This window comes from Enterobacter sp. CFEC122, assembly GCF_052983755.1.
Window position 1 is genome coordinate 65,966 of sequence record NZ_JBRIQR010000019.1, and the last position, 20,988, is coordinate 86,953.

A 20,988-nucleotide genomic window follows, 5' to 3' on the forward strand; every position below is an offset into this window, starting at 1 on the left:
GCACTACCCCTGCGGCTGATTGCTGATCAGCCGCGACATCGTCTCCAGCGAATCCGTTCTTAAGATGTACAGGCGTTTCAGTAAGAACGGATTATCCCCCGGCTTCACCTTTCCTTTCACCGTCGTCACCGCCAGATGGAAACCGGCATCATTCGCCGCCTTTATCGCTTTATTGTCGTAGCCGCCGAAGGGGTAAGAGACATACAGCACGCGCGGGTTAAACTGCGCCAGCGCGCGACGCGAGCGTTCAAAATCAAACAAAATCACGTGATAGCTGCGGCTCAGTAAAATCGGATGCTTATTGGCATCCACGCGGTGCAGGAAGTGGGTATGAGACTGAATATCGAACACATCCTGAATCCCCTTAATCTCCTGCACGCTCATAAACTGCAGGGATTTAGGATCCCACTTCTGCGGATGGCCTTTTATGCGGGAAGAGATAATAAACGCGGTAGCCTTGAAGCCGTACTCTTTCAGCACTGGATAAGCATAGCGGCTGACAGATTTCAGGCCATCGTCAAAGGTTATCACCACCGATTTCGCAGGCAGGTTCATTTTGTTACGCACGTACCCTTCCAGCTGGTACATCGTCAGGGTGGTATAGCCCTGATCGCGAAGCCATGCCATCTGGTTATTGAACGCACGTACGCTGGTCGTCGTGGACGTATGTCGAAAGCGCGTGTTTTCTTCATCGCGCAAAATATGATGGTAGGTCAGAACAGGAAGGCCGTTATCTTCCTGCGCATCCAGGCTGCTGATCCACGCCAGACGATTACCGATGCGGATCTGAAACCAGGTCTGGTTTAAACGGTCTTTAAGTTTGTTCAGGATCGGATAGCGAAGATTGGCGCTTAAGGTGCCGAAGGGTGCGCTGCCGTTGTTCGGGGCGTTATAAACGGGCGTGTCTTTCCACGTTATCAGGTTTTGATTGCTCAGCGGTTTATTCAAATCCCCCAGGCCATCCTCGACGCGCTGTTTGCCCTGAACCGGCTCCAGATGCCCCTTGTCGATAAAGCCCGTGCCAAATCCGAAGCGAAATTCATAGTAGTCCGCCGCCGCAGGCACCACCGCGAGGATCTGCCCTGCCCGCACGTTGCCAACGTTAATGACGCTGTTGCCGATCTGCGCCCAAATCGCCGCATCTTCGGTGGTTTGCATATATTGAGCAGGCAGTCTTTGCTGACTTAATAAACTGGCAGAAACAGTGCCGGACACGAACATCAATAGCAGGAAAACAATACGCGTGAACATGAGGGTCTTATTCGAAGCGGAAATACTTACGCCATTGTAGCAAAAGCGACATCAATACCAATGTTTAATTCTTATACAGGTCATGCAGCAGGACAAAGGGAGGATTTTTTTGCTGTTGATGCCACAAGCTGCTGACGCCCGGGGTACCCAGCGAAACGATAGCGTTACGGAACGCTGCGCTGGTTAAGGTCTCGCGATGGGGATACATCATTTCAAGCAGTGGAAAGCTAATACCGGAGATCACCTCGCAGCAGTCGTGCTTATGGCTCATCAGGGCCGCAGCACGGTACGGCGCCGCGCCGGATTTATCGGTAAGAAAAATCACGCCGTCTCCGGTGTCGGTTTCATGAAGGGCATCGCACATCATCCGGCCAAGCATGTTGGTACTCAAACCGCGCCAGTAGTTAACCGCGCGACACTGTGGCAGCGGACCAAACCTGGCTTCCAGCTTCAGCAGCATGTCCTGCGCCCGTTCATCGTGGCAGGTGATAACCCATCCCAGCATAACTCTCTCCTTAGCAGGCAAGTAGTTTAGCGGAGTGAAGGTTAGCTTTCGGTGATAACTGTCAAAGAAAGTGCCCGGCAGACAGAATGTCGCCGGGCTGAGGGCTAGCTGCGCAGACCGCGTCCGCGCTGGATCAGATACCAGCACAGCAGGTAGAAGACGATGATGAACACCACCAGCACCGCCACCGTGGTAAACAGCGGCACATCGGTGATGCCGAGGAAGCCAAAGCGGAAACCGCTGATCATGTAGACGATCGGGTTCAGGTGCGACAGCGCCTGCCAGAACGGCGGCAGCAGCGTCAGGGAGTAGAACACCCCGCCGAGATAGGTCAGCGGCGTCAGCACGAAGGTCGGGATCAGGCTGATGTCGTCAAACGTTTTGGCAAACACGGCGTTCAGCAGACCGGCCAGCGAGAAGAGGATCGCCGTCAGGAGCAGGGTCAGGGCCACGAAAAGCCAGGAGTGCACCTGGAACGGCACGAAGAACAGCGAGATGGCCGTCACCAGGATCCCAACACACAGACCGCGCGCCACGCCGCCACCGACGTAACCGGCAATGATCACATGCGTTGGCACCGGTGCCACCAGCAGCTCCTCAATATTGCGCTGGAACTTGGCGCTGAAAAAGGACGACGCCACGTTGGCATAGGCGTTGGTGATCACCGCCATCATGATCAGGCCAGGCACGATAAACTGCATATAGGTAAAGCCGTGCATCTCACCAATCCGGGAACCAATCAGGTTACCGAAGATGATGAAATAGAGCGTCATCGTGATGACTGGCGGCACCAGGGTTTGCACCCAGATGCGCATAAAACGGTTAATCTCTTTCGCCCAGATACTTTTCAGCGCGACCCAGTAAAGATGCGTCATGCCTTGTCTCCTTGTTTATCCTGCACCAGAGAGACAAACAGCTCTTCCAGTCGGTTCGCTTTGTTACGCATACTTAAAACCTGAATACCCTGCGCGCTCAGCTGGGAGAACACGCTGTTAATCCCCTGCTCGCGCAGCACTTCCACTTCCAGCGTCGAGGTATCCACCAGACGATACTGGTACCCTTCAAGCTTCGGTAGCGGGCTCTTTGCCGCCAGATCGAGAATAAAGGTTTCTGATTTCAGCTTGGAGAGCAGGTTCTTCATCGAGGTGTTTTCCACCAGCTCGCCGTGCTGAATGATGCCGATGTTGCGGCACAGCATTTCCGCCTCTTCCAGGTAGTGGGTAGTCAGAATGATGGTGGTGCCTTTGTCATTGAGGTCTTTCAGGAAGCCCCACATGGAGCGGCGCAGCTCAATGTCTACGCCCGCCGTCGGCTCATCGAGGATCAGCAGCTTTGGCTCGTGCATCAGCGCACGGGCAATCATCAGGCGGCGCTTCATCCCGCCGGATAACATCCGGGCGCGTTCGTTACGCTTTTCCCACAGATCGAGCTGCTTGAGGTATTTTTCGCTCCGCTCCAGGGCCTCTTTACGCTCAACGCCGTAATAACCCGCCTGGTTAACGACGATCTGCTGCACCGTCTCAAACGGGTTGAAGTTGAATTCCTGCGGGACCAGACCCAGCTGGCGCTTGGCGTTGACCACATCTTTTTGCAGGTCGTATCCGAACACGCTGACGCGGCCGGAGGTTTTGTTTACCAGCGAGCTAATGATGCCGATGGTAGTCGATTTCCCCGCCCCGTTCGGCCCCAGAAGCGCGTAAAAATCACCGGCCTCTACTTTCAGATCTATTCCGCGCAGCGCCTGAACGCCGCCCGGATAGGTTTTTTTAAGCTGCTCAAGCTCCAGTGCAATTGCCATGAAATTTACTTACCTTCAGTTCTGACACACGTTGTGTGGTTTCATTAAAAGTCGGGTTACCCTATAGTAGCGCAACGCAATTACTCGGTTACAGGTCGCTAACCTCCATGAACAACATAGATACACTCATCAGCAACAATGCACTATGGTCAAAAATGCTGGTGGAGGAAGACCCCGGATTTTTTGGAAAACTCGCGCAGGCGCAAAACCCACGCTTTCTCTGGATTGGATGCTCCGACAGCCGCGTACCGGCGGAGCGCCTGACCGGCCTCGAGCCCGGCGAACTGTTTGTTCACCGCAACGTTGCCAACCTGGTGATTCACACCGATCTCAACTGTCTTTCTGTTGTTCAGTATGCCGTTGACGTTCTGCAAGTCGAGCACATCATCATCTGCGGCCACTACGGCTGCGGCGGCGTGCAGGCGGCGGTTGAAAACACGGAGCTGGGGCTCATTGATAACTGGCTGCTCCACATCCGCGATATCTGGTTCAAACATAGCTCACTGCTGGGCGAAATGCCGCAGGAGCGCCGCATGGATACCCTGTGCGAACTCAACGTGATGGAGCAGGTGTATAACCTGGGCCACTCAACGATCATGCAATCGGCGTGGAAGCGCGGGCAGAAGGTCTCGATCCACGGCTGGGCGTACGGTATTCACGATGGTCTGCTGCGCAACCTGGAAGTGACCGCCACCAACCGCGAAACGCTGGAGCAGCGTTACCGTTCAGGAATTGCCAACCTTCAGCTTAAGCACGTAAACCATAAATAAACAAAGCCGGGTGGCGGCTGCGCCTTACCCGGCCTACATATGTCCATTCGTAGACCCGGTAAGCGCAGCGCCACCGGGCAACAAACCGCAATTACTCGTCCAGCAATACCACTTTCCCAACATACGGCAGATGACGATAACGCTGTGCGTAGTCAATGCCGTAACCGACGACGAACTCGTCCGGGATAGAGAAACCAACAAACTCCACCGGCACCTGCACTTCACGGCGGTCAGGCTTATCCAGCAGGGTGCAAATCGCCAGCGATTTTGGCTCACGCAGGCTCAGGATCTCGCGCACTTTTGACAGCGTGTTGCCGGAGTCGATGATGTCCTCAACGATCAACACATCTTTGCCACGAATATCTTCATCCAGATCTTTCAGGATTTTCACATCACGGGTGGTGGACATGCCGCTGCCGTAGCTGGAGGCGGTCATAAAATCGACCTCATGGGGCACATGCACCTCACGGCACAGGTCTGCCATGAACATGAAAGAGCCGCGCAACAGACCGACCAGCACCATTTCGCTGCCGCTGTCCTTGTAATGTTCGGTGATTTGACGACCCAGTTCGGCGATACGCGCTTTGATCTCGGCTTCCGGGATCATCACTTCAACAGTATGTTTCATATTACTAACCAAATGATTTTAATGAAAATCTCTCAATGCGGATGAGTTAATATCCAGCACTGATACGCAAGCCAGCCATTATATCAGCAAATGGATAACCCTGGCGTATGAGTTATAAAAAGCAAATATTGTGATTCCGATCACACTTGTTAATACCTATAATTAGTTGCTAGCAAATTATTAACAAAAACTGACGAGTACACTTTCTATGGCTGAAACAAACTCTAAACAGCCGCGTCTACTGGTGACATTAACAGCGCTATTCGCCGCCTTCTGCGGCCTGTACCTGTTAATCGGTGGCGTCTGGCTGGTCGCGATCGGCGGCTCCTGGTACTACCCGATTGCGGGCCTGGTTATGCTTGGCGTAACCGTCCTGCTCTGGCGTAGAAAACAATCTGCACTGTGGCTGTATGCCGCACTCCTTCTTGCCACCATGATCTGGGGCGTCTGGGAAGTCGGCTTTGACTTCTGGGCGCTGACGCCGCGCAGTGACATCCTGGTCTTCTTCGGCATCTGGCTGATCCTGCCGTTCGTCTGGCGTCGCCTGATCGTGCCGTCCAGCGGTGCGGTCGCGGCGCTGGTGGTAGCGTTGTTAATCAGCGGCGGTATCCTTACCTGGGCTGGCTTTAACGACCCGCAGGAGATCAACGGTACGCTGAACGCAGAATCGACGCCTGCGGCGGCGATCTCTCAGGTTGCTGACGGCGACTGGCCTGCCTATGGCCGTAACCAGGAAGGTCAGCGCTACTCTCCGCTGAAGCAGATCAACGCGGACAACGTTAAAAACCTGAAAGAAGCCTGGGTATTCCGTACCGGCGATCTGAAGATGCCGAACGATCCGGGTGAACTGACCAACGAAGTGACGCCAATTAAAGTCGGCGATATGCTTTATCTGTGTACGGCGCACCAGCGTCTGTTCGCGCTCGACGCGGCCACTGGTAAAGAGAAATGGCACTTCGATCCGCAGCTGAGCTCCAACCCGTCCTTCCAGCACGTGACCTGCCGTGGCGTCTCTTATCACGAAGCGCGCCCGGATAATGCGAGCCCGGAAGTCATTGCCGACTGTCCTCGCCGCATCATGCTGCCGGTGAACGATGGTCGTCTGTTCGCCATCAATGCCGAAACGGGCAAGCTGTGCGAAACCTTTGCCAACAAAGGTATCCTGAATCTGCAGACCAATATGCCGGACACCACGCCGGGTCTGTATGAGCCGACCTCCCCGCCCATCATCACCGATAAAACCATCGTGATTGCCGGTTCGGTAACAGATAACTTCTCCACCCGCGAAACCTCCGGCGTTATCCGTGGTTTCGACGTGAATACCGGTAAACTGCTGTGGGCCTTCGACCCGGGCGCGAAAGATCCGAATGCGATCCCGTCGGACGAACACACCTTTACCTTTAACTCGCCAAACTCCTGGGCACCTGCAGCGTATGACGCGAAGCTGGACCTGGTCTACCTGCCGATGGGCGTTACTACGCCAGATATCTGGGGCGGTAACCGCACGCCGGAGCAGGAACGTTATGCCAGCGCTATCGTGGCATTGAACGCGACCACCGGTAAGCTGGCCTGGAGCTACCAGACCGTTCACCACGATCTGTGGGATATGGATATGCCGTCCCAGCCGACGCTGGCGGACATTACCGTTAACGGCAAAACCGTACCGGTGATTTACGCTCCAGCGAAAACCGGCAACATCTTCGTGCTGGATCGCAGCAACGGCAAGCTGGTTGTGCCTGCACCGGAAAAACCGGTTCCGCAGGGTGCGGCGAAAGGCGATTACGTCAGCAAAACCCAGCCGTTCTCCGATCTGAGCTTCCGTCCGAAGAAAGACCTCAGCGGGGCAGACATGTGGGGTGCCACGATGTTTGACCAGCTGGTGTGCCGCGTGATGTTCCATCAGCTGCGCTACGAAGGCATCTTCACGCCGCCTTCTGAGCAGGGCACGCTGGTCTTCCCGGGTAACCTGGGGATGTTCGAGTGGGGTGGGATCTCCGTTGACCCTAACCGTCAGGTCGCGATTGCCAACCCAATGGCGCTGCCGTTCGTTTCCCGTCTGATCCCACGCGGTCCGGGCAACCCAATGGAGCAGCCGAAAGACGCGAAAGGCAGCGGTACCGAAGCCGGTATTCAGCCGCAGTATGGCGTACCGTTCGGCGTGACGCTGAACCCGTTCCTGTCGCCGTTCGGTCTGCCGTGTAAACAGCCTGCCTGGGGTTACATCTCCGGTCTGGATCTGAAAACTAACCAGATCGTATGGAAAAAACGTATTGGTACCCCACAGGACAGCATGCCGTTCCCAATGCCGGTTCCGGTGCCGTTCAATATGGGTATGCCAATGCTGGGTGGCCCAATCTCCACCGCCGGTAACGTGCTGTTCATCGCGGCAACCGCAGATAACTACCTGCGCGCGTACAACATGACCAACGGTGAAAAACTGTGGCAAGGCCGTCTGCCAGCGGGTGGACAAGCCACGCCGATGACCTATGAAGTGAATGGCAAGCAGTACGTTGTCATCTCTGCGGGCGGTCACGGTTCGTTTGGCACGAAGATGGGCGACTATATTGTCGCGTATGCACTGCCTGACGAAAACAAGTAACTGAAAAGCCCGGTGGCGCTTACGCTTACCGGGCCTATGGATACGCTATGTCGGCCGGGTAAGGCGAAGCCGCCACCCGGCTTTTTTTATACGGTAAAGCCCAGCATCATCCCCGTATCTTCATGCTCCAGCAGATGGCAGTGCGCCATGTAGGCAAACTCCTTCGGCGCATCGTGGTCAAACTTCACCAGCACCTCGCTGACGCCGCCTTCCACCTTCACCGTATCCTTCCAGCCCGCGCGATGCGCGTCCGGGGCTTTGCCGTTCTCAGAGAGAATGCGGAACTGCGTGCCGTGGATGTGGAACGGGTGCAGCATCATGTCCCCTTCACCTGAAATCACCCAGCGCTCAAACTGCCCTTTTGTCGCAGCAAACATCGGCGTGTTCATATCGAACGCTTTGCCGTTGATCATGTTGGCGTTGTGGAAATCAAAGCCATGGTCGCCGTGATTCATGTTCCCCATGCCGCCCATGTTGCCGTGGCCCATGTTCATGTGACCCATCATCTGCCCGTGATGCATCCCCGCCATCGCCTTATCGCCATATTTCGCCATCAGCGCCTGCATGCCCATCATATCGAGCATCGGATTCATGGAGAGCTGCAGTTTGCGTTGCGTAAGCCCATCAAGCGACGGAAGTGCTGGCAGCGTGGTTAACGTATCAGGGAGCGTGCCGGAAGCGGTCACCCGTAACGGCTGGATACGCAGCACCGGATGCGGCTTGTCAAACGGCGCGACCGCCATCCCCATCTGGCTAACCGGCAGGGTCACAAGATCGAACGGCTTGCCGTCGCTGATATCCACCAGCACCTCAAAGCGCTCCCCCATCAGCATCGGCAGTTCGTTGACCTTCACCGGCTCAGGCAGCAGCCCGCCGTCGCTGGCGACCACGTACAGCGGACGCTTATCGCTGGTGGCGAAGTTGAGGGAACGCGCGTTACAGCCGTTAAGCAGACGCAGGCGCAGCCAGCCTTTCGGCGCGGCGTGCTGAGGATAAATGGCGCCGTTGGTCAGCAGCGTGTCGCCAAACCAGCCGACCGCCGCGCTCATCACATCCAGCTGGTAGTCGATTTGCCCGTCAGCGGTGAATTTCTTGTCCTGCACAATCACCGGCACATCGTCGATGCCCCACTGCTTCGGCAGGCGCAGCAGTCGGCTTTCGTCGTCTTCAATCAGCACCAGCCCCGCCAGCCCCATCGCTACCTGATGGCCCGTTTTGCCATGCTGATGCGGATGGAACCAGCAGGTCGCGGCGCGCTGGTTGGGCGTAAAGGTGACGCTGCGCGTGCCGCCCGCTTTGATGATGCCCTGCGGCCCGCCGTCTACCTCGCCCGGCACTTCCAGTCCGTGCCAGTGCACCGTCGTCTCTTCAGCAAGCGTATTGTGGATATCCACCGTCACCGCTTTACCTTTGCGCAGCTGTAGCGCAGGACCGAGAAGATTGCCGTTATAGCCCCAGGTTGTCGCGTTGTGCGCACCGAACAGCGTGTTACCGGACTGAACGACAAGCTGGATACGGCTGCGGGCGTCAGCAGTCAGCAAATCAGGGATGGGTAAGGCAGGCCTGTCAGCCGCGAAAACCGCACGGCTCCAGAGGGGTAAGGCGCTGGCAGCCCCCAGCGCCACGGAATATTTTAAAAAATCACGACGTTGCATGTTCATTTCCTTATTTCCAGCAGGCGATCTTTTGAGCATAAACCCTCCCCTTACCGGAAGGTCAAGTAAAGCGGCAATAATAAAGATCGTCGCACTGGCACCAAGTATGCTAACGTTAATTTTCCGTGAAGAAGTGGTAGAAGCAATGAAGACGTTTTTCAGGACAATTTTGTTCGGTAGCCTGATGGCAATGTGTGCGAACAGCTATGCGCTCAGTGAAAATGAAGCGGAAGATATGGCCGATTTAACGGCGGTTTTTGTATTCCTGAAAAATGATTGTGGCTACCAGAATTTACCCAACGGGCAAATTCGCCGCGCGCTGGTCTTTTTTGCCCAGCAGAACCAGTGGGATCTCAGCAACTACGACAGCTTTGACATGAAGGCGCTCGGCGAAGACAGCTACCGTGACCTAAGCGGTATTGGCATTCCCACGGCTAAAAAATGCAAAGCGCTGGCTCGCGATTCGCTCAGCCTGCTCGCCTACGTCAAATAACCTTCCCGACGCCTCCTGTTAAACCTATAGCCGTGCAACCACGGTTATAGTTAGCTATCATGTTTCGCTCATTTTTTGTGAGCGTAACGGATGTTAACAAAGGAGGAGTCCGCGTATGGCCGACCACACGTTGTGGCATGAAACACTGCATGACCAGTTTGGTCAGTACTTTGCCGTTGATAACGTGCTCTATCATGAAAAAACCGATCACCAGGATCTCATCATCTTCGAGAATGCTGCCTTTGGCCGCGTCATGGCCCTGGACGGCGTCGTGCAAACGACCGAGCGAGATGAGTTTATCTATCATGAGATGATGACCCACGTCCCGCTGCTGGCTCACGGCCACGCGAAGCATGTCCTGATTATCGGCGGTGGCGACGGCGCAATGCTGCGTGAAGTTTCCCGCCATCGTTCCATTGAAACCATCACCATGGTGGAAATCGATGCGGGCGTCGTCTCGTTCTGCCGCCAGTATCTGCCCAACCACAATGCCGGCAGCTATGACGACCCGCGCTTTAGCCTGGTGATTGACGACGGCGTTAACTTCGTTAACCAGACCTCGCAGACCTTTGACGTGATCATCTCCGACTGCACCGATCCTATCGGCCCCGGCGCGTCGCTGTTTACCTCCTCGTTCTACGAAGGCTGCAAGCGTTGCCTGAACCCGGGCGGGATCTTCGTCGCCCAAAACGGCGTCTGCTTCCTGCAACAGGATGAAGCGCTGGATAGCCATCGCAAGCTCAGCACCTATTTCGAGGATGTCAGCTTCTATCAGGCGGCCATTCCGACGTACTACGGTGGGATCATGACCTTTGCCTGGGCGACGGATAACGACGTATTACGTCATCTTTCCACCGAAATTATTCAGGCCCGCTTCCATCAGGCCGGTCTACAGTGCCGATACTACAATCCGGCTATTCATACCGCAGCGTTTGCTCTGCCGCAGTACCTGCAAGACGCATTATCCACTAAGGGGGTGAGCTAATTGAAAAAGCTTAAACTGCATGGCTTTAACAATCTGACCAAAAGCCTGAGTTTTTGTATTTACGATATCTGCTATGCCAAAACAGCGGAAGAACGCGATGGTTACATCGCCTATATCGATGAACTCTACAACGCCAACCGTCTGACCGAGATCCTGTCAGAAACCTGTTCCATTATCGGCGCCAACATCCTGAATATTGCCCGACAGGATTATGAACCCCAGGGCGCCAGCGTGACCATACTGGTCAGCGAAGAGCCGGTCGATCCGAAGCTTATCGACAAAACGGAACATCCGGGCCCGCTGCCGGAAGTAGTGGTTGCTCACCTGGATAAAAGCCATATCTGCGTCCATACCTACCCGGAGAGTCACCCGGAAGGCGGGCTGTGTACGTTCCGCGCCGATATTGAAGTGTCGACCTGCGGCGTGATTTCCCCGCTGAACGCACTGAACTATCTCATCCACCAGCTGGAATCGGATATCGTCACGATTGATTACCGCGTGCGCGGTTTTACCCGTGACGTCAACGGCATGAAGCACTTCATCGACCACGAGATCAACTCTATTCAGAACTTTATGTCCGAGGACATGAAGTCGCTGTACGACATGATGGACGTGAACGTGTATCAGGAAAACATCTTCCATACCAAGATGTTACTTAAGGAGTTCGACCTTAAGCACTATATGTTCCACACGAAGCCGGAAGATTTGAGCGAAGAAGAGCGTAAGGCGATTACTGACCTGCTCTGGAAAGAGATGCGCGAGATCTACTACGGCCGCAACATTCCGGCCGTGTAAGTGTTGCCCGGAGCAGGGATGCTTCGGGAAATTACCGCTGTTTCATGAACTCGCGGTAGGCATTCACCACCTGAAGGAAGTCTTCTACGCCGCACAGCGACAGGCTTTCTTCGTCATAGTAGCTCATCCCCTCTTCCATCTCGTCGCCTGAAAACTCGAGCTGGTTGGCACGCACCATGACCTCTTCACCGTCCATCCACAGCGTGTATTCGTGCCCGGCGCGTTGCCAGGAGCGCTCACTGCCTTTCACCGTCTTTGCCGCCTGTTCAACCTCATCAAGAAGGGAGAGATTTTCTTTCACCTCTTCGTTAAACCAGTGTCCAACGGCTTCGTGGCCCATCGACATACGCACTTTCACCACTCCGGTGATGTCGCGCAGAAATTCGTAATCCATAGTGTTTTCCTCTGCAAAGCCATTAAGGTAATTATCGCAGCAGCGAGGAAGAAAAAAAGCGTGGGAGGTGGGAGGAATGAAAATAAAAAACCCACCGTAGTTGCGATGGGTTTTGTAGGCCCGGTTAGCGTAGCGCCACCGGGCAATGGGTCAGGTGCGGTCTGGTGCCTTCACCCCCAGCCCCTCTCCCACGGGAGAGGGTAGCATTTATACTGCCGTCTGGAAGATAACCCCGTCAGCCTTCTCGGTGTACTGAGAGAGCTGGTCGAAGTTCAGGTAGCGATAGGTATCCACCGCGGTCTTATCCACCTGCGCCACGAAGGTCTGGTACTCTTCCGGCGTTGGCAGTTTGCCAATCAGCGCCGCAACCGCCGCCAGCTCCGCAGAGGCCAGGTAGACGTTCGCACCGGTACCTAAACGGTTCGGGAAGTTACGGGTAGAGGTGGAAACCACCGTCGCACCGTCGGCCACGCGCGCCTGGTTACCCATACACAGGGAGCAACCAGGGATTTCGATACGCGCCCCGCTCTTACCGAACACGCTGTAGTAACCCTCTTCGGTCAACTGAGCCGCGTCCATACGGGTTGGCGGTGCCACCCACAGGCGGGTCGGCAGCTGGCCTTTGTGGGTATCCAGCAGCTTACCGGCGGCACGGAAGTGGCCGATGTTGGTCATACAGGAGCCGATGAACACTTCGTCGATCTTATCGCCCTGCACGTCAGAGAGCAGACGCGCATCGTCCGGATCGTTCGGCGCACAGAGGATTGGCTCTTTAATATCCGCCAGATCGATGTCGATCACCGCCGCGTACTCTGCGTCAGCATCGGCTTCCAGCAGTTGCGGATCCGCCAGCCATTTCTCCATACCCTGAATACGACGCTCCAGCGTGCGGCGGTCGCCGTAACCTTCTGCGATCATCCACTTCAGCAGCACGATGTTGGAAGTCAGATACTCAATGATCGGCTCTTTGTTCAGCTTGATGGTACAGCCTGCCGCAGAACGCTCGGCGGAGGCGTCGGTCAGCTCGAACGCCTGCTCAACTTTCAGATCCGGCAGACCTTCAATTTCCAGGATGCGGCCAGAGAAGATGTTTTTCTTGCCTTTCTTCTCAACGGTCAGCAGACCCTGTTTAATCGCATACAGCGGGATCGCGTGAACCAGGTCGCGCAGGGTAATACCCGGCTGCATTTTACCTTTGAAGCGAACCAGCACCGATTCCGGCATATCCAGCGGCATCACGCCGGTCGCGGCAGCAAACGCCACCAGACCGGAGCCCGCCGGGAAGGAGATACCGATTGGGAAACGGGTATGGGAGTCACCGCCGGTACCCACGGTATCCGGCAGCAGCATGCGGTTCAGCCAGGAGTGGATAACGCCGTCGCCCGGACGCAGGGAGACACCGCCACGGTTCATAATGAAATCTGGCAGCGTGTGGTGCGTGGTCACGTCAACCGGCTTCGGATAGGCCGCCGTGTGGCAGAAGGACTGCATCACCAGGTCAGAAGAGAAGCCCAGGCACGCAAGGTCTTTCAGTTCGTCACGGGTCATTGGGCCAGTGGTGTCCTGAGAACCGACGGAGGTCATCTTCGGCTCGCAGTAGGCGCCAGGACGAACACCGGCGACGCCGCAGGCGCGACCGACCATTTTCTGTGCCAGCGAGAAGCCGCGGTTGCTTTCCGCAACGTCTTTCGCGTGACGGAATACATCACTGTGCGGCAGACCCAGTGCTTCACGCGCTTTGGTGGTCAGGCCGCGGCCGATGATCAGCGGAATACGGCCACCGGCGCGCACTTCGTCAATCAGCACGTCGGTTTTCAGCTCGAAGCTTGCCAGCAGCTCGTTGGTTTCGTGGTTACGGACTTCGCCTTTATACGGGTAGACGTCAATCACGTCGCCCATGTTCAGGTTAGAGACATCCACTTCAATTGGCAGTGCGCCCGCATCTTCCATGGTGTTGAAGAAGATCGGTGCAATTTTACCACCGAGGCACAGGCCGCCGCCGCGTTTGTTTGGCACGTGCGGAATGTCATCACCCATGAACCACAGCACGGAGTTGGTCGCGGATTTACGGGAAGAACCGGTACCCACAACGTCACCCACGTAAGCCAGCGGGAAACCTTTTTTCTGCAACGCTTCGATCTGTTTGATCGGGCCGACAACGCCCGGCTGATCCGGCTCAATACCTTCACGGGCGTTTTTCAGCATCGCCAGGGCGTGCAGCGGGATATCCGGGCGAGACCACGCGTCCGGTGCCGGAGAGAGGTCATCGGTGTTGGTTTCACCGGTCACTTTGAAAACAGTAACGGTAATTTTTTCAGCCAGCGCTGGACGATTCAGGAACCATTCGGCATCAGCCCAGGACTGCATCACCTGCTTCGCATAGACGTTGCCTGCTTTGGCTTTTTCTTCCACATCGTAGAAGTTATCGAACATCAGCAGCGTAGACGAGAGCGCTTTAGCGGCAATCGGTGCCAGCTTGTCGTTATCCAGCGCGTCAATCAGCGGATGAATGTTGTAACCACCCTGCATGGTGCCGAGCAGTTCAATGGCTTTTTCAGGAGTAACCAGTGGGGAGGTGGCTTCGCCTTTGGCGATAGCAGCAAGGAATCCGGCTTTTACGTAGGCAGCTTCATCTACGCCAGGCGGTACGCGGTTGATCAACAGATCTAACAGGAATTCTTCTTCGCCCTTAGGCGGGTTCTTCAGCAGCTCGACGAGCGCGGCCATTTGGGTTGCATCTAAAGGTTTGGGTACAATTCCCTCGGCGGCACGTTCTGCTACGTGCTTACGGTATTCTTCTAGCACGACGGTTCTCCTCGCTCTCATTGTCATATGCGGCGGGCGTTCTCTTCACGCTCCTGTGAGACAGCAGTTTGTAGGGTAAATGCCCGATACCGCGTCGGGCAGCATAGCAGGATTTCTGCACAGTGTTAATCCGTTTACAAAAAAGCAACATTAAAAAGTTTGCTGAATCGTTAAGCATGGTGTAGCGGGGATTTAGGGCATCATTTGGCGGTTCTTCTGCACCGTGACGCTTCAGTTTTTTCTTCATCAGATATAATTGTGTAATAAATACTCACACTCTTTATCCGGACGTACCGGACGCTTCCCAATAAAAGTCAAAACAGTAAAAGACGGGTGAATAATACTCACGCCAACCGTAACGCCTCACGGCACAGCGCTGGTCTCGTTGGAGTCATTTTATGAAGTTGCCCTTTAAGCCACATCTGCTCATCCTTCTGTGCAGTGCCGGGCTGCTTGCCGCCTCAGGCGTCTTGTTTGTCAAAAGTCGTGCAACGGAACCCGTTGCGCCAGCCCCCGTCGCTCAACAACCGGCGGCGCCTGCCGTAGCCCAGCCCGCCCCTGTGGTCGCGCCGACCTACACTGCCGCGCAAATCGATCAGTGGGTTGCCCCCATTGCGCTCTACCCTGACGCCCTGCTTTCGCAAATTCTGATGGCCTCGACTTACCCGGCCAACGTGATTCAGGCGGCTCAGTGGTCAAAAGACAACCCTAAAATGGAAGGGGACGCCGCCATTCAGGCCGTTGCCAGCCAGCCCTGGGATCCGAGCGTAAAATCGCTGGTCGCGTTTCCTCAGCTCATGTCGCTGATGGGTGAAAACCCGCCGTGGGTACAAAATCTGGGCGATGCGTTTCTCGCGCAGCCGAAAGACGTGATGGATTCCGTTCAACGCCTGCGCGCGCTGGCACAGAAGACCGGAGCTTTACAATCTACGCCTCAGCAGACGGTCACCACCGTGACAAAGCCAGCACCAGCGAAAACCCGCGCCACCGAGGCAACGACAACAACCGCGTCTGCGCCCGCCCCAACGGTGATCAAAATTGAATCTGCCGATCCGCAGGTCGTTTATGTTCCCACCTATAACCCCAATACGGTTTACGGGACCTGGCCCAACACCGCCTATCCTCCCACCTATCTCCCGCCCACGCCCGGAGAGCAGTTTGGCAACAGCTTCGTCAACGGCTTAGGCTTCAGCCTGGGCGTTGCCACAACCTATGCCATTTTCAGCAATATCGACTGGGATGACGACGATGACTGGGACCACCACCATGACGGTGACTGGGATAATCACGGCGGCTATAACCGCAACGGTGATAACAACATCAATATCAACGTTGAGAACTTCAATAAAATCAGTGGACAGCGTCTGACAGACGCCAACCGTACCTGGCAGCATAACCCGGCCTACCGGGAGGGTGTGCCCTATCCGACTGACCAGCTCAACACCCGTTTCCACTCCACCAGCACAGTCACCGGGCTAAGCTCAACGCAGCAAAAACCGGTTAACCGGGATAGCCAGCGTCAGGCGGCCCTGAGCCAGATGGAGAAATCCACGGGGAAAACCTTCCCGCAAACGGCACGTCCCGGCACGAAAGATGTGCAGCGTCAGGCCTCGAGTGAACAGCTGAAGCAAATTTCGCAGCGCAACAACTACCGTGGCTACGACACCAAACCGCAGACGGCGAAGCGGACTACCACGCAGCAGCGAGAAAATCGTCAGGCTGTAACCCAAAGACAGGAGAAACGCGCTTCACAGCCCGCGCAGCAACGCGCTCTGCAGCAGCGAAACGGTCAGCCCCGGGCCAATGCGCTAAGCGGCAACGACAGCCGTTCCGCGAACTGGCAGGCGCAGCAGCAGCGCGGTGCGCAAAGCAGGCAGCTTGCGGCTCGCCAGCAGCAGCCCCGTCAGGTGTCTGGTGGACGCGCTGAACGCCGTGAATTTAGACATCGCTAAGGGAACCGACATGAAAAGTAAACTACTCAGTGGAATGGTGTTGTTCATGCTTTCGGCCTCGGCGATAGCGCAGCAGTCCTTTAGCACGCCCGACCAGGCGACCGATGCGCTGGCCAGCGCCATTAGTGAGCATAATGAGCGCGCGATGAGCAATCTGCTTGGAGAGAACTGGCGCGATTTTCTCCCTCCCGAAGGCGTTGATCCGGATGCCGTCGATCGTTTCCTGCGCGACTGGAAAGTTCGTCATAACACCGTTGTCGAAGGAGATACGGCGCACCTTGTTGTTGGAGACAACGACTGGCAGCTTCCCATCCCGGTGTTCAAAACCGCCGCCGGCTGGCAATTCGATATCAAAGAAGGGGCTGAAGAGATCCTGACCCGTGAAATCGGGCGTAACGAACTTGCCGCCATTGAAGCCCTGCATGCCTATGTTGATGCGCAGCAAAGCTACTTTGCGATGAACCAGAAATACGCGCAGAAGATTGTCAGCTCGGAAGGGAAGAAAGACGGTTTGTACTGGCCCGTCTCACCCGGCGAAACGCCCAGTCCGCTCGGACCGGCATTTAGCCCGAAAGAGCCGGGTACCGGCTATCACGGCTATCGCTTCCGGATCCTGCCGGATAATAACGGTTTCGCGATGGTGGCATGGCCGGTCAGCTACGGTCAAACGGGCGTGATGAGCTTTGTGATAAATCAGGAAGACAAGGTGTATCAGTCCGATCTCGGCAAGGATTCTGAGCAGAAAGCCCGGGCGTTAACCGCCTATAACCCGGATAAAACCTGGCAACCCGTGGCTCCCTGAACGCAGCGCATAAAAAAAGCGGCCTCAGGCCGCTTTTTTTCATCTGAAGAAACTTATTTCTTCTTCGCTTTCGCGTTTGGCAGGTCGGTGATGCTGCCTTCAAACACTTCTGCCGCCAGGCCCACGGACTCGTGCAGAGTCGGGTGAGCGTGGATGGTCAGCGCGATGTCTTCAGCGTCACAACCCATTTCGATAGCCAGACCGATTTCACCCAGCAGCTCGCCGCCGTTGGTACCGACAATCGCACCACCGATTACGCGGTGAGTCTCTTTGTCGAAGATCAGCTTGGTCATACCGTCTGCGCAGTCGGACGCGATAGCACGGCCAGAAGCAGCCCACGGGAAGGTGGCGGTTTCGTAGCTGATGCCTTTCTCTTTCGCTTCTTTCTCAGTCAGACCCACCCATGCCACTTCTGGCTCGGTATACGCGATAGATGGGATCACTTTCGGATCGAAGTAGTGCTTCATGCCGGCGATAACTTCAGCGGCAACGTGACCTTCGTGAACACCTTTGTGCGCCAGCATTGGCTGACCGACGATATCGCCGATAGCAAAGATGTGCGGCACGTTGGTGCGTAGCTGTTTGTCAACGCGGATGAAGCCACGGTCGTCCACTTCCACGCCAGCTTTGCCCGCGTCGAGGTTCTTACCGTTCGGCACACGGCCGATCGCCACCAGCACGGCGTCGTAACGCTGTGGTTCGGATGGGGCTTTTTTGCCTTCCATGGAAACGTAAATACCGTCTTCTTTCGCTTCAACGGCAGTCACTTTGGTTTCCAGCATCAGGTTGAATTTCTTGCTGATGCGCTTGGTGAAGACTTTAACGATGTCTTTGTCAGCAGCCGGGATAACCTGGTCGAACATTTCAACCACGTCGATCTCTGAACCCAGCGCGTGGTACACGGTACCCATTTCCAGACCGATGATACCGCCGCCCATCACCAGCAGACGCTTAGGAACGGTTTTCAGCTCCAGCGCATCGGTGGAATCCCACACGCGCGGATCTTCATGTGGAATGAATGGCAGTTCGATTGGGCGAGAGCCTGCCGCGATGATCGCGTTGTCGAAGTTGATCACGGTTTTGCCGTTTTCGCCTTCCACTTCCAGGGTGTTCGCACCGGTGAATTTACCCAGACCGTTTACCACTTTCACTTTACGGCCTTTGGCCATACCCGCCAGACCGCCGGTCAGCTGAGTGATAACTTTCTCTTTCCAGGTACGAATTTTGTCGATGTCGGTTTTCGGCTCGCCGAAGACGATACCGTGTTCAGCCAGCGCTTTGGCTTCTTCGATAACTTTCGCTACGTGCAGCAGCGCTTTAGAAGGGATACAGCCGACGTTCAGACAAACACCGCCGAGGGTGCTGTAACGTTCTACGATGACGGTTTCCAGACCTAAATCCGCTGCGCGAAATGCTGCGGAGTAACCTGCCGGGCCTGCCCCAAGTACTACGACCTGAGTTTTGATTTCTGTGCTCATCATGACCTCTTAGTTTATACCCGTCGTCCACCGGGTCGTTCTATCCGCCCGCAGTTTACAAAATTGTTAACAATTTTGAAACAACAAACGGCTCACGAATTGTCGCTTTCGCCAATAACCTCACAAACGCCATGAGATTATCAGAAAAAAGCCGGCCGACTGGCCGGCTTTTCGATTACATCACCAGGCGGCGAATGTCGCTCAGCATGTTGTTGATGATGGTGATGAAACGCGCACCATCAGCACCGTCGATCACGCGGTGGTCGAAGGACAGAGAGATTGGCATCATCAGACGCGGCACGAACTCTTTGCCGTTCCACACCGGCTCCATCGCGGACTTGGACACACCGAGGATAGCCACTTCCGGCGCGTTAACAATCGGTGCGAAGTGGGTAGTACCCAGGCCGCCGATGCTGGAGATAGTGAAGCAGCCGCCCTGCATTTCGCCGGCAGTCAGCTTACCATCACGCGCTTTCTTGGAGATGGTGGTCAGTTCACGGGACAGCTCAGTGATGCTCTTCTTGTTCACGTCTTTGAAGACCGGAACAACCAGACCATTTGGCGTATCAACCGCAACACCGATGTTGATGTATTTCTTCAGCGTCAGCTTCTGGCCGTCTTCGGACAGGGAGCTGTTGAAGCGTGGCATCTGTTCCAGAGCCGCAGCAACCGCCTTCATGATGAAGACCACTGGGGTGAATTTCACGTCCAGTTTACGCTTCTCAGCTTCGGCGTTCTGCTGTTTACGGAACGCTTCCAGATCGGTGATATCGGTCTTATCGAAGTGCGTAACGTGCGGGATCATGACCCAGTTACGGCTCAGGTTCGCACCAGAGATTTTCTGGATACGGCCCAGCTCCACTTCTTCGATTTCGCCGAACTTGCTGAAGTCCACTTTCGGCCATGGCAGCATGCCCGGGATACCGCCGCCAGCGGCTGCAGCTGGTGCAGCTTCAGCGCGTTTCACCGCGTCTTTCACATAAGCCTGAACGTCTTCGCGCAGGATACGACCTTTACGGCCAGTCCCTTTCACTTTCGCCAGGTTCACGCCGAATTCGCGCGCCAGGCGACGAATCAGCGGGGTCGCGTGGACGTAAGCGTCGTTTTCAGCGAACTCTGATTTTTCTGCTTTTGCAGCAGGGGCAGCGGCTGGTTTAGCAGCCTGAGCCGGTGCAGCAGCCGGTGCTGGAGCAGCCGCGGCAGCCGGAGCTGCGGCAGGCGCAGCGCCTTCCACTTCGAAGACCATGATCAGAGAGCCGGTAGACACTTTGTCGCCGGTGCTGATTTTGATCTCTTTAACGGTACCCGCGAACGGCGCAGGCACTTCCATGGAAGCTTTGTCGCCTTCAACGGTGATCAGTGACTGTTCAGCGGCAACTTTGTCGCCCACTTTTACCATCACTTCGGTGACTTCAACTTCGTCACCGCCGATGTCCGGTACGTTAACGTCTTTCGCGCCGCCAGCAGCGGCTGGTGCAGCGGCCGGAGCCGGAGCAGCGGCCTGTGCAGGCGCGGCAGCAGGTGCAGCACCTGCCACTTCGAAGATCATGATCAGAGAGCCGGTAGACACTTTGTCGCCGGTGTTGATCTTGATCTCTTTAACGGTACCTGCGAACGGCGCTGGCACTTCCATAGAGGCTTTGTCGCCTTCTACGGTGATCAGTGACTGCTCGGCCGCAACGGTATCGCCCACTTTCACGAGGATCTCAGTGACTTCAACTTCGTCACCGCCGATGTCAGGCACGTTCACTTCTTTCGCGCTCGCGGCAGCTGCTGGAGCAGCGGCGGCCGGAGCAGCTTTCTTCTCTTCCTGCGCAGGTGCAGCAGCTGCTGCACCGTCGGCGGAATCGAAAATCATGATCAGTTTGCCGGTCTCGGTTTTATCGCCAACAGAGACTTTGATCTCTTTAACGATGCCTGCCTGAGGAGACGGGACTTCCATAGAGGCTTTGTCGCCTTCTACGGTGATCAGCGACTGTTCAGCTTCAACTTTGTCGCCTACTTTGACCAGGATCTCGGTGATTTCAACTTCATCAGCCCCGATGTCCGGTACATTGATTTCGATAGCCATTATTCTT

Annotated in this window: 17 protein-coding genes; 7 read left to right on the forward strand and 10 right to left on the reverse strand. The window is 55.7% G+C overall.

The window, feature by feature from the left end; all coding sequences use genetic code 11:
* Positions 1-3: 3 nt before the first annotated feature.
* From ACVCAM_RS14905 to ACVCAM_RS14920, 4 genes are all read right to left on the reverse strand, one after another.
* The gene (locus ACVCAM_RS14905) at positions 4-1,251 is read right to left on the reverse strand and encodes a polysaccharide deacetylase family protein (protein ID WP_008501943.1); all 1,248 of its coding nucleotides are present in this window, start codon (positions 1,249-1,251) and stop codon (positions 4-6) included.
* A gap of 64 nt (positions 1,252-1,315) precedes the next feature.
* On the reverse strand, positions 1,316-1,756 hold the full coding sequence (locus ACVCAM_RS14910) for a PTS sugar transporter subunit IIA (protein WP_008501944.1): 441 nt from the start codon (positions 1,754-1,756) through the stop codon (positions 1,316-1,318).
* Positions 1,757-1,860: 104 nt separating this feature from the next.
* Positions 1,861-2,631 carry an ABC transporter permease gene (locus ACVCAM_RS14915; protein WP_008501945.1) on the reverse strand — a complete coding sequence of 257 codons (771 nt, stop codon included), beginning with the start codon at positions 2,629-2,631 and terminating at the stop codon, positions 1,861-1,863.
* Complete coding sequence (locus ACVCAM_RS14920) at positions 2,628-3,554, reverse strand: ABC transporter ATP-binding protein (protein WP_008501946.1); 927 nt, start codon at positions 3,552-3,554, stop codon at positions 2,628-2,630. The genes ACVCAM_RS14915 and ACVCAM_RS14920 overlap by 4 nt, the downstream gene beginning before the upstream one ends.
* Before the next feature lie 107 nt (positions 3,555-3,661).
* On the opposite strand from ACVCAM_RS14920, the gene can reads away from it, so the two are divergent.
* Positions 3,662-4,324, forward strand: coding sequence for a carbonate dehydratase (gene can / locus ACVCAM_RS14925; RefSeq protein ID WP_008501947.1), 663 nt, complete (start codon positions 3,662-3,664; stop codon positions 4,322-4,324).
* Between the two features lie 91 nt (positions 4,325-4,415).
* On the opposite strand, the gene hpt is transcribed toward can, so the two are convergent.
* Complete coding sequence (gene hpt / locus ACVCAM_RS14930; RefSeq protein ID WP_008501948.1) at positions 4,416-4,952, reverse strand: hypoxanthine phosphoribosyltransferase; 537 nt, start codon at positions 4,950-4,952, stop codon at positions 4,416-4,418.
* 208 nt (positions 4,953-5,160) lie between these two features.
* Here hpt and ACVCAM_RS14935 point away from each other — a divergent pair, with 208 nt between their 5' ends.
* On the forward strand, positions 5,161-7,551 hold the full coding sequence (locus tag ACVCAM_RS14935; RefSeq protein ID WP_447093619.1) for a glucose/quinate/shikimate family membrane-bound PQQ-dependent dehydrogenase: 2,391 nt from the start codon (positions 5,161-5,163) through the stop codon (positions 7,549-7,551).
* Positions 7,552-7,637: 86 nt separating this feature from the next.
* Here the strand turns inward: ACVCAM_RS14935 and cueO are convergent, their stop codons facing one another.
* On the reverse strand, positions 7,638-9,206 hold the full coding sequence (cueO, locus tag ACVCAM_RS14940) for a multicopper oxidase CueO (RefSeq protein WP_065102053.1): 1,569 nt from the start codon (positions 9,204-9,206) through the stop codon (positions 7,638-7,640).
* A 145-nt stretch (positions 9,207-9,351) separates the two neighbouring features.
* Between cueO and ACVCAM_RS14945 the strand changes: the two genes are divergently transcribed.
* The 3 genes from ACVCAM_RS14945 to speD all read left to right on the forward strand — a co-directional run bounded on the left by ACVCAM_RS14945 (position 9,352) and on the right by speD (position 11,479).
* Positions 9,352-9,699, forward strand: a complete 348-nt coding sequence (locus ACVCAM_RS14945; protein ID WP_014882582.1) for a YacC family pilotin-like protein — start codon at positions 9,352-9,354, stop codon at positions 9,697-9,699.
* Between the two features lie 115 nt (positions 9,700-9,814).
* On the forward strand, positions 9,815-10,684 hold the full coding sequence (gene speE / locus ACVCAM_RS14950; protein WP_039265690.1) for a polyamine aminopropyltransferase: 870 nt from the start codon (positions 9,815-9,817) through the stop codon (positions 10,682-10,684).
* Positions 10,685-11,479, forward strand: a complete 795-nt coding sequence (gene speD, locus ACVCAM_RS14955) for an adenosylmethionine decarboxylase (RefSeq protein WP_008501953.1) — start codon at positions 10,685-10,687, stop codon at positions 11,477-11,479.
* 31 nt (positions 11,480-11,510) lie between these two features.
* Here speD and yacL read toward each other — a convergent pair whose 3' ends face one another.
* Positions 11,511-11,873, reverse strand: coding sequence for a protein YacL (gene yacL / locus ACVCAM_RS14960; RefSeq protein WP_008501954.1), 363 nt, complete (start codon positions 11,871-11,873; stop codon positions 11,511-11,513).
* Positions 11,874-12,080: 207 nt separating this feature from the next.
* The gene (gene acnB / locus ACVCAM_RS14965; RefSeq protein ID WP_407223067.1) at positions 12,081-14,678 is read right to left on the reverse strand and encodes a bifunctional aconitate hydratase 2/2-methylisocitrate dehydratase; all 2,598 of its coding nucleotides are present in this window, start codon (positions 14,676-14,678) and stop codon (positions 12,081-12,083) included.
* A 398-nt stretch (positions 14,679-15,076) separates the two neighbouring features.
* Here acnB and ACVCAM_RS14970 point away from each other — a divergent pair, with 398 nt between their 5' ends.
* Together ACVCAM_RS14970 and ACVCAM_RS14975 are read left to right on the forward strand one after the other, a co-directional pair.
* A complete protein-coding gene (locus ACVCAM_RS14970; protein ID WP_407223066.1) occupies positions 15,077-16,630 on the forward strand; it encodes a DUF3300 domain-containing protein in 1,554 nt (517 codons plus the stop codon).
* A gap of 10 nt (positions 16,631-16,640) precedes the next feature.
* Complete coding sequence (locus ACVCAM_RS14975) at positions 16,641-17,432, forward strand: DUF2950 family protein (RefSeq protein WP_407223065.1); 792 nt, start codon at positions 16,641-16,643, stop codon at positions 17,430-17,432.
* A gap of 53 nt (positions 17,433-17,485) precedes the next feature.
* On the opposite strand, the gene lpdA is transcribed toward ACVCAM_RS14975, so the two are convergent.
* Both lpdA and aceF read right to left on the reverse strand, forming a co-directional pair.
* The gene (gene lpdA / locus ACVCAM_RS14980) at positions 17,486-18,910 is read right to left on the reverse strand and encodes a dihydrolipoyl dehydrogenase (RefSeq protein ID WP_003856313.1); all 1,425 of its coding nucleotides are present in this window, start codon (positions 18,908-18,910) and stop codon (positions 17,486-17,488) included.
* A gap of 175 nt (positions 18,911-19,085) precedes the next feature.
* Positions 19,086-20,981, reverse strand: coding sequence for a pyruvate dehydrogenase complex dihydrolipoyllysine-residue acetyltransferase (gene aceF / locus ACVCAM_RS14985; protein ID WP_044597143.1), 1,896 nt, complete (start codon positions 20,979-20,981; stop codon positions 19,086-19,088).
* Between the last annotated feature and the right edge of the window lie 7 nt (positions 20,982-20,988).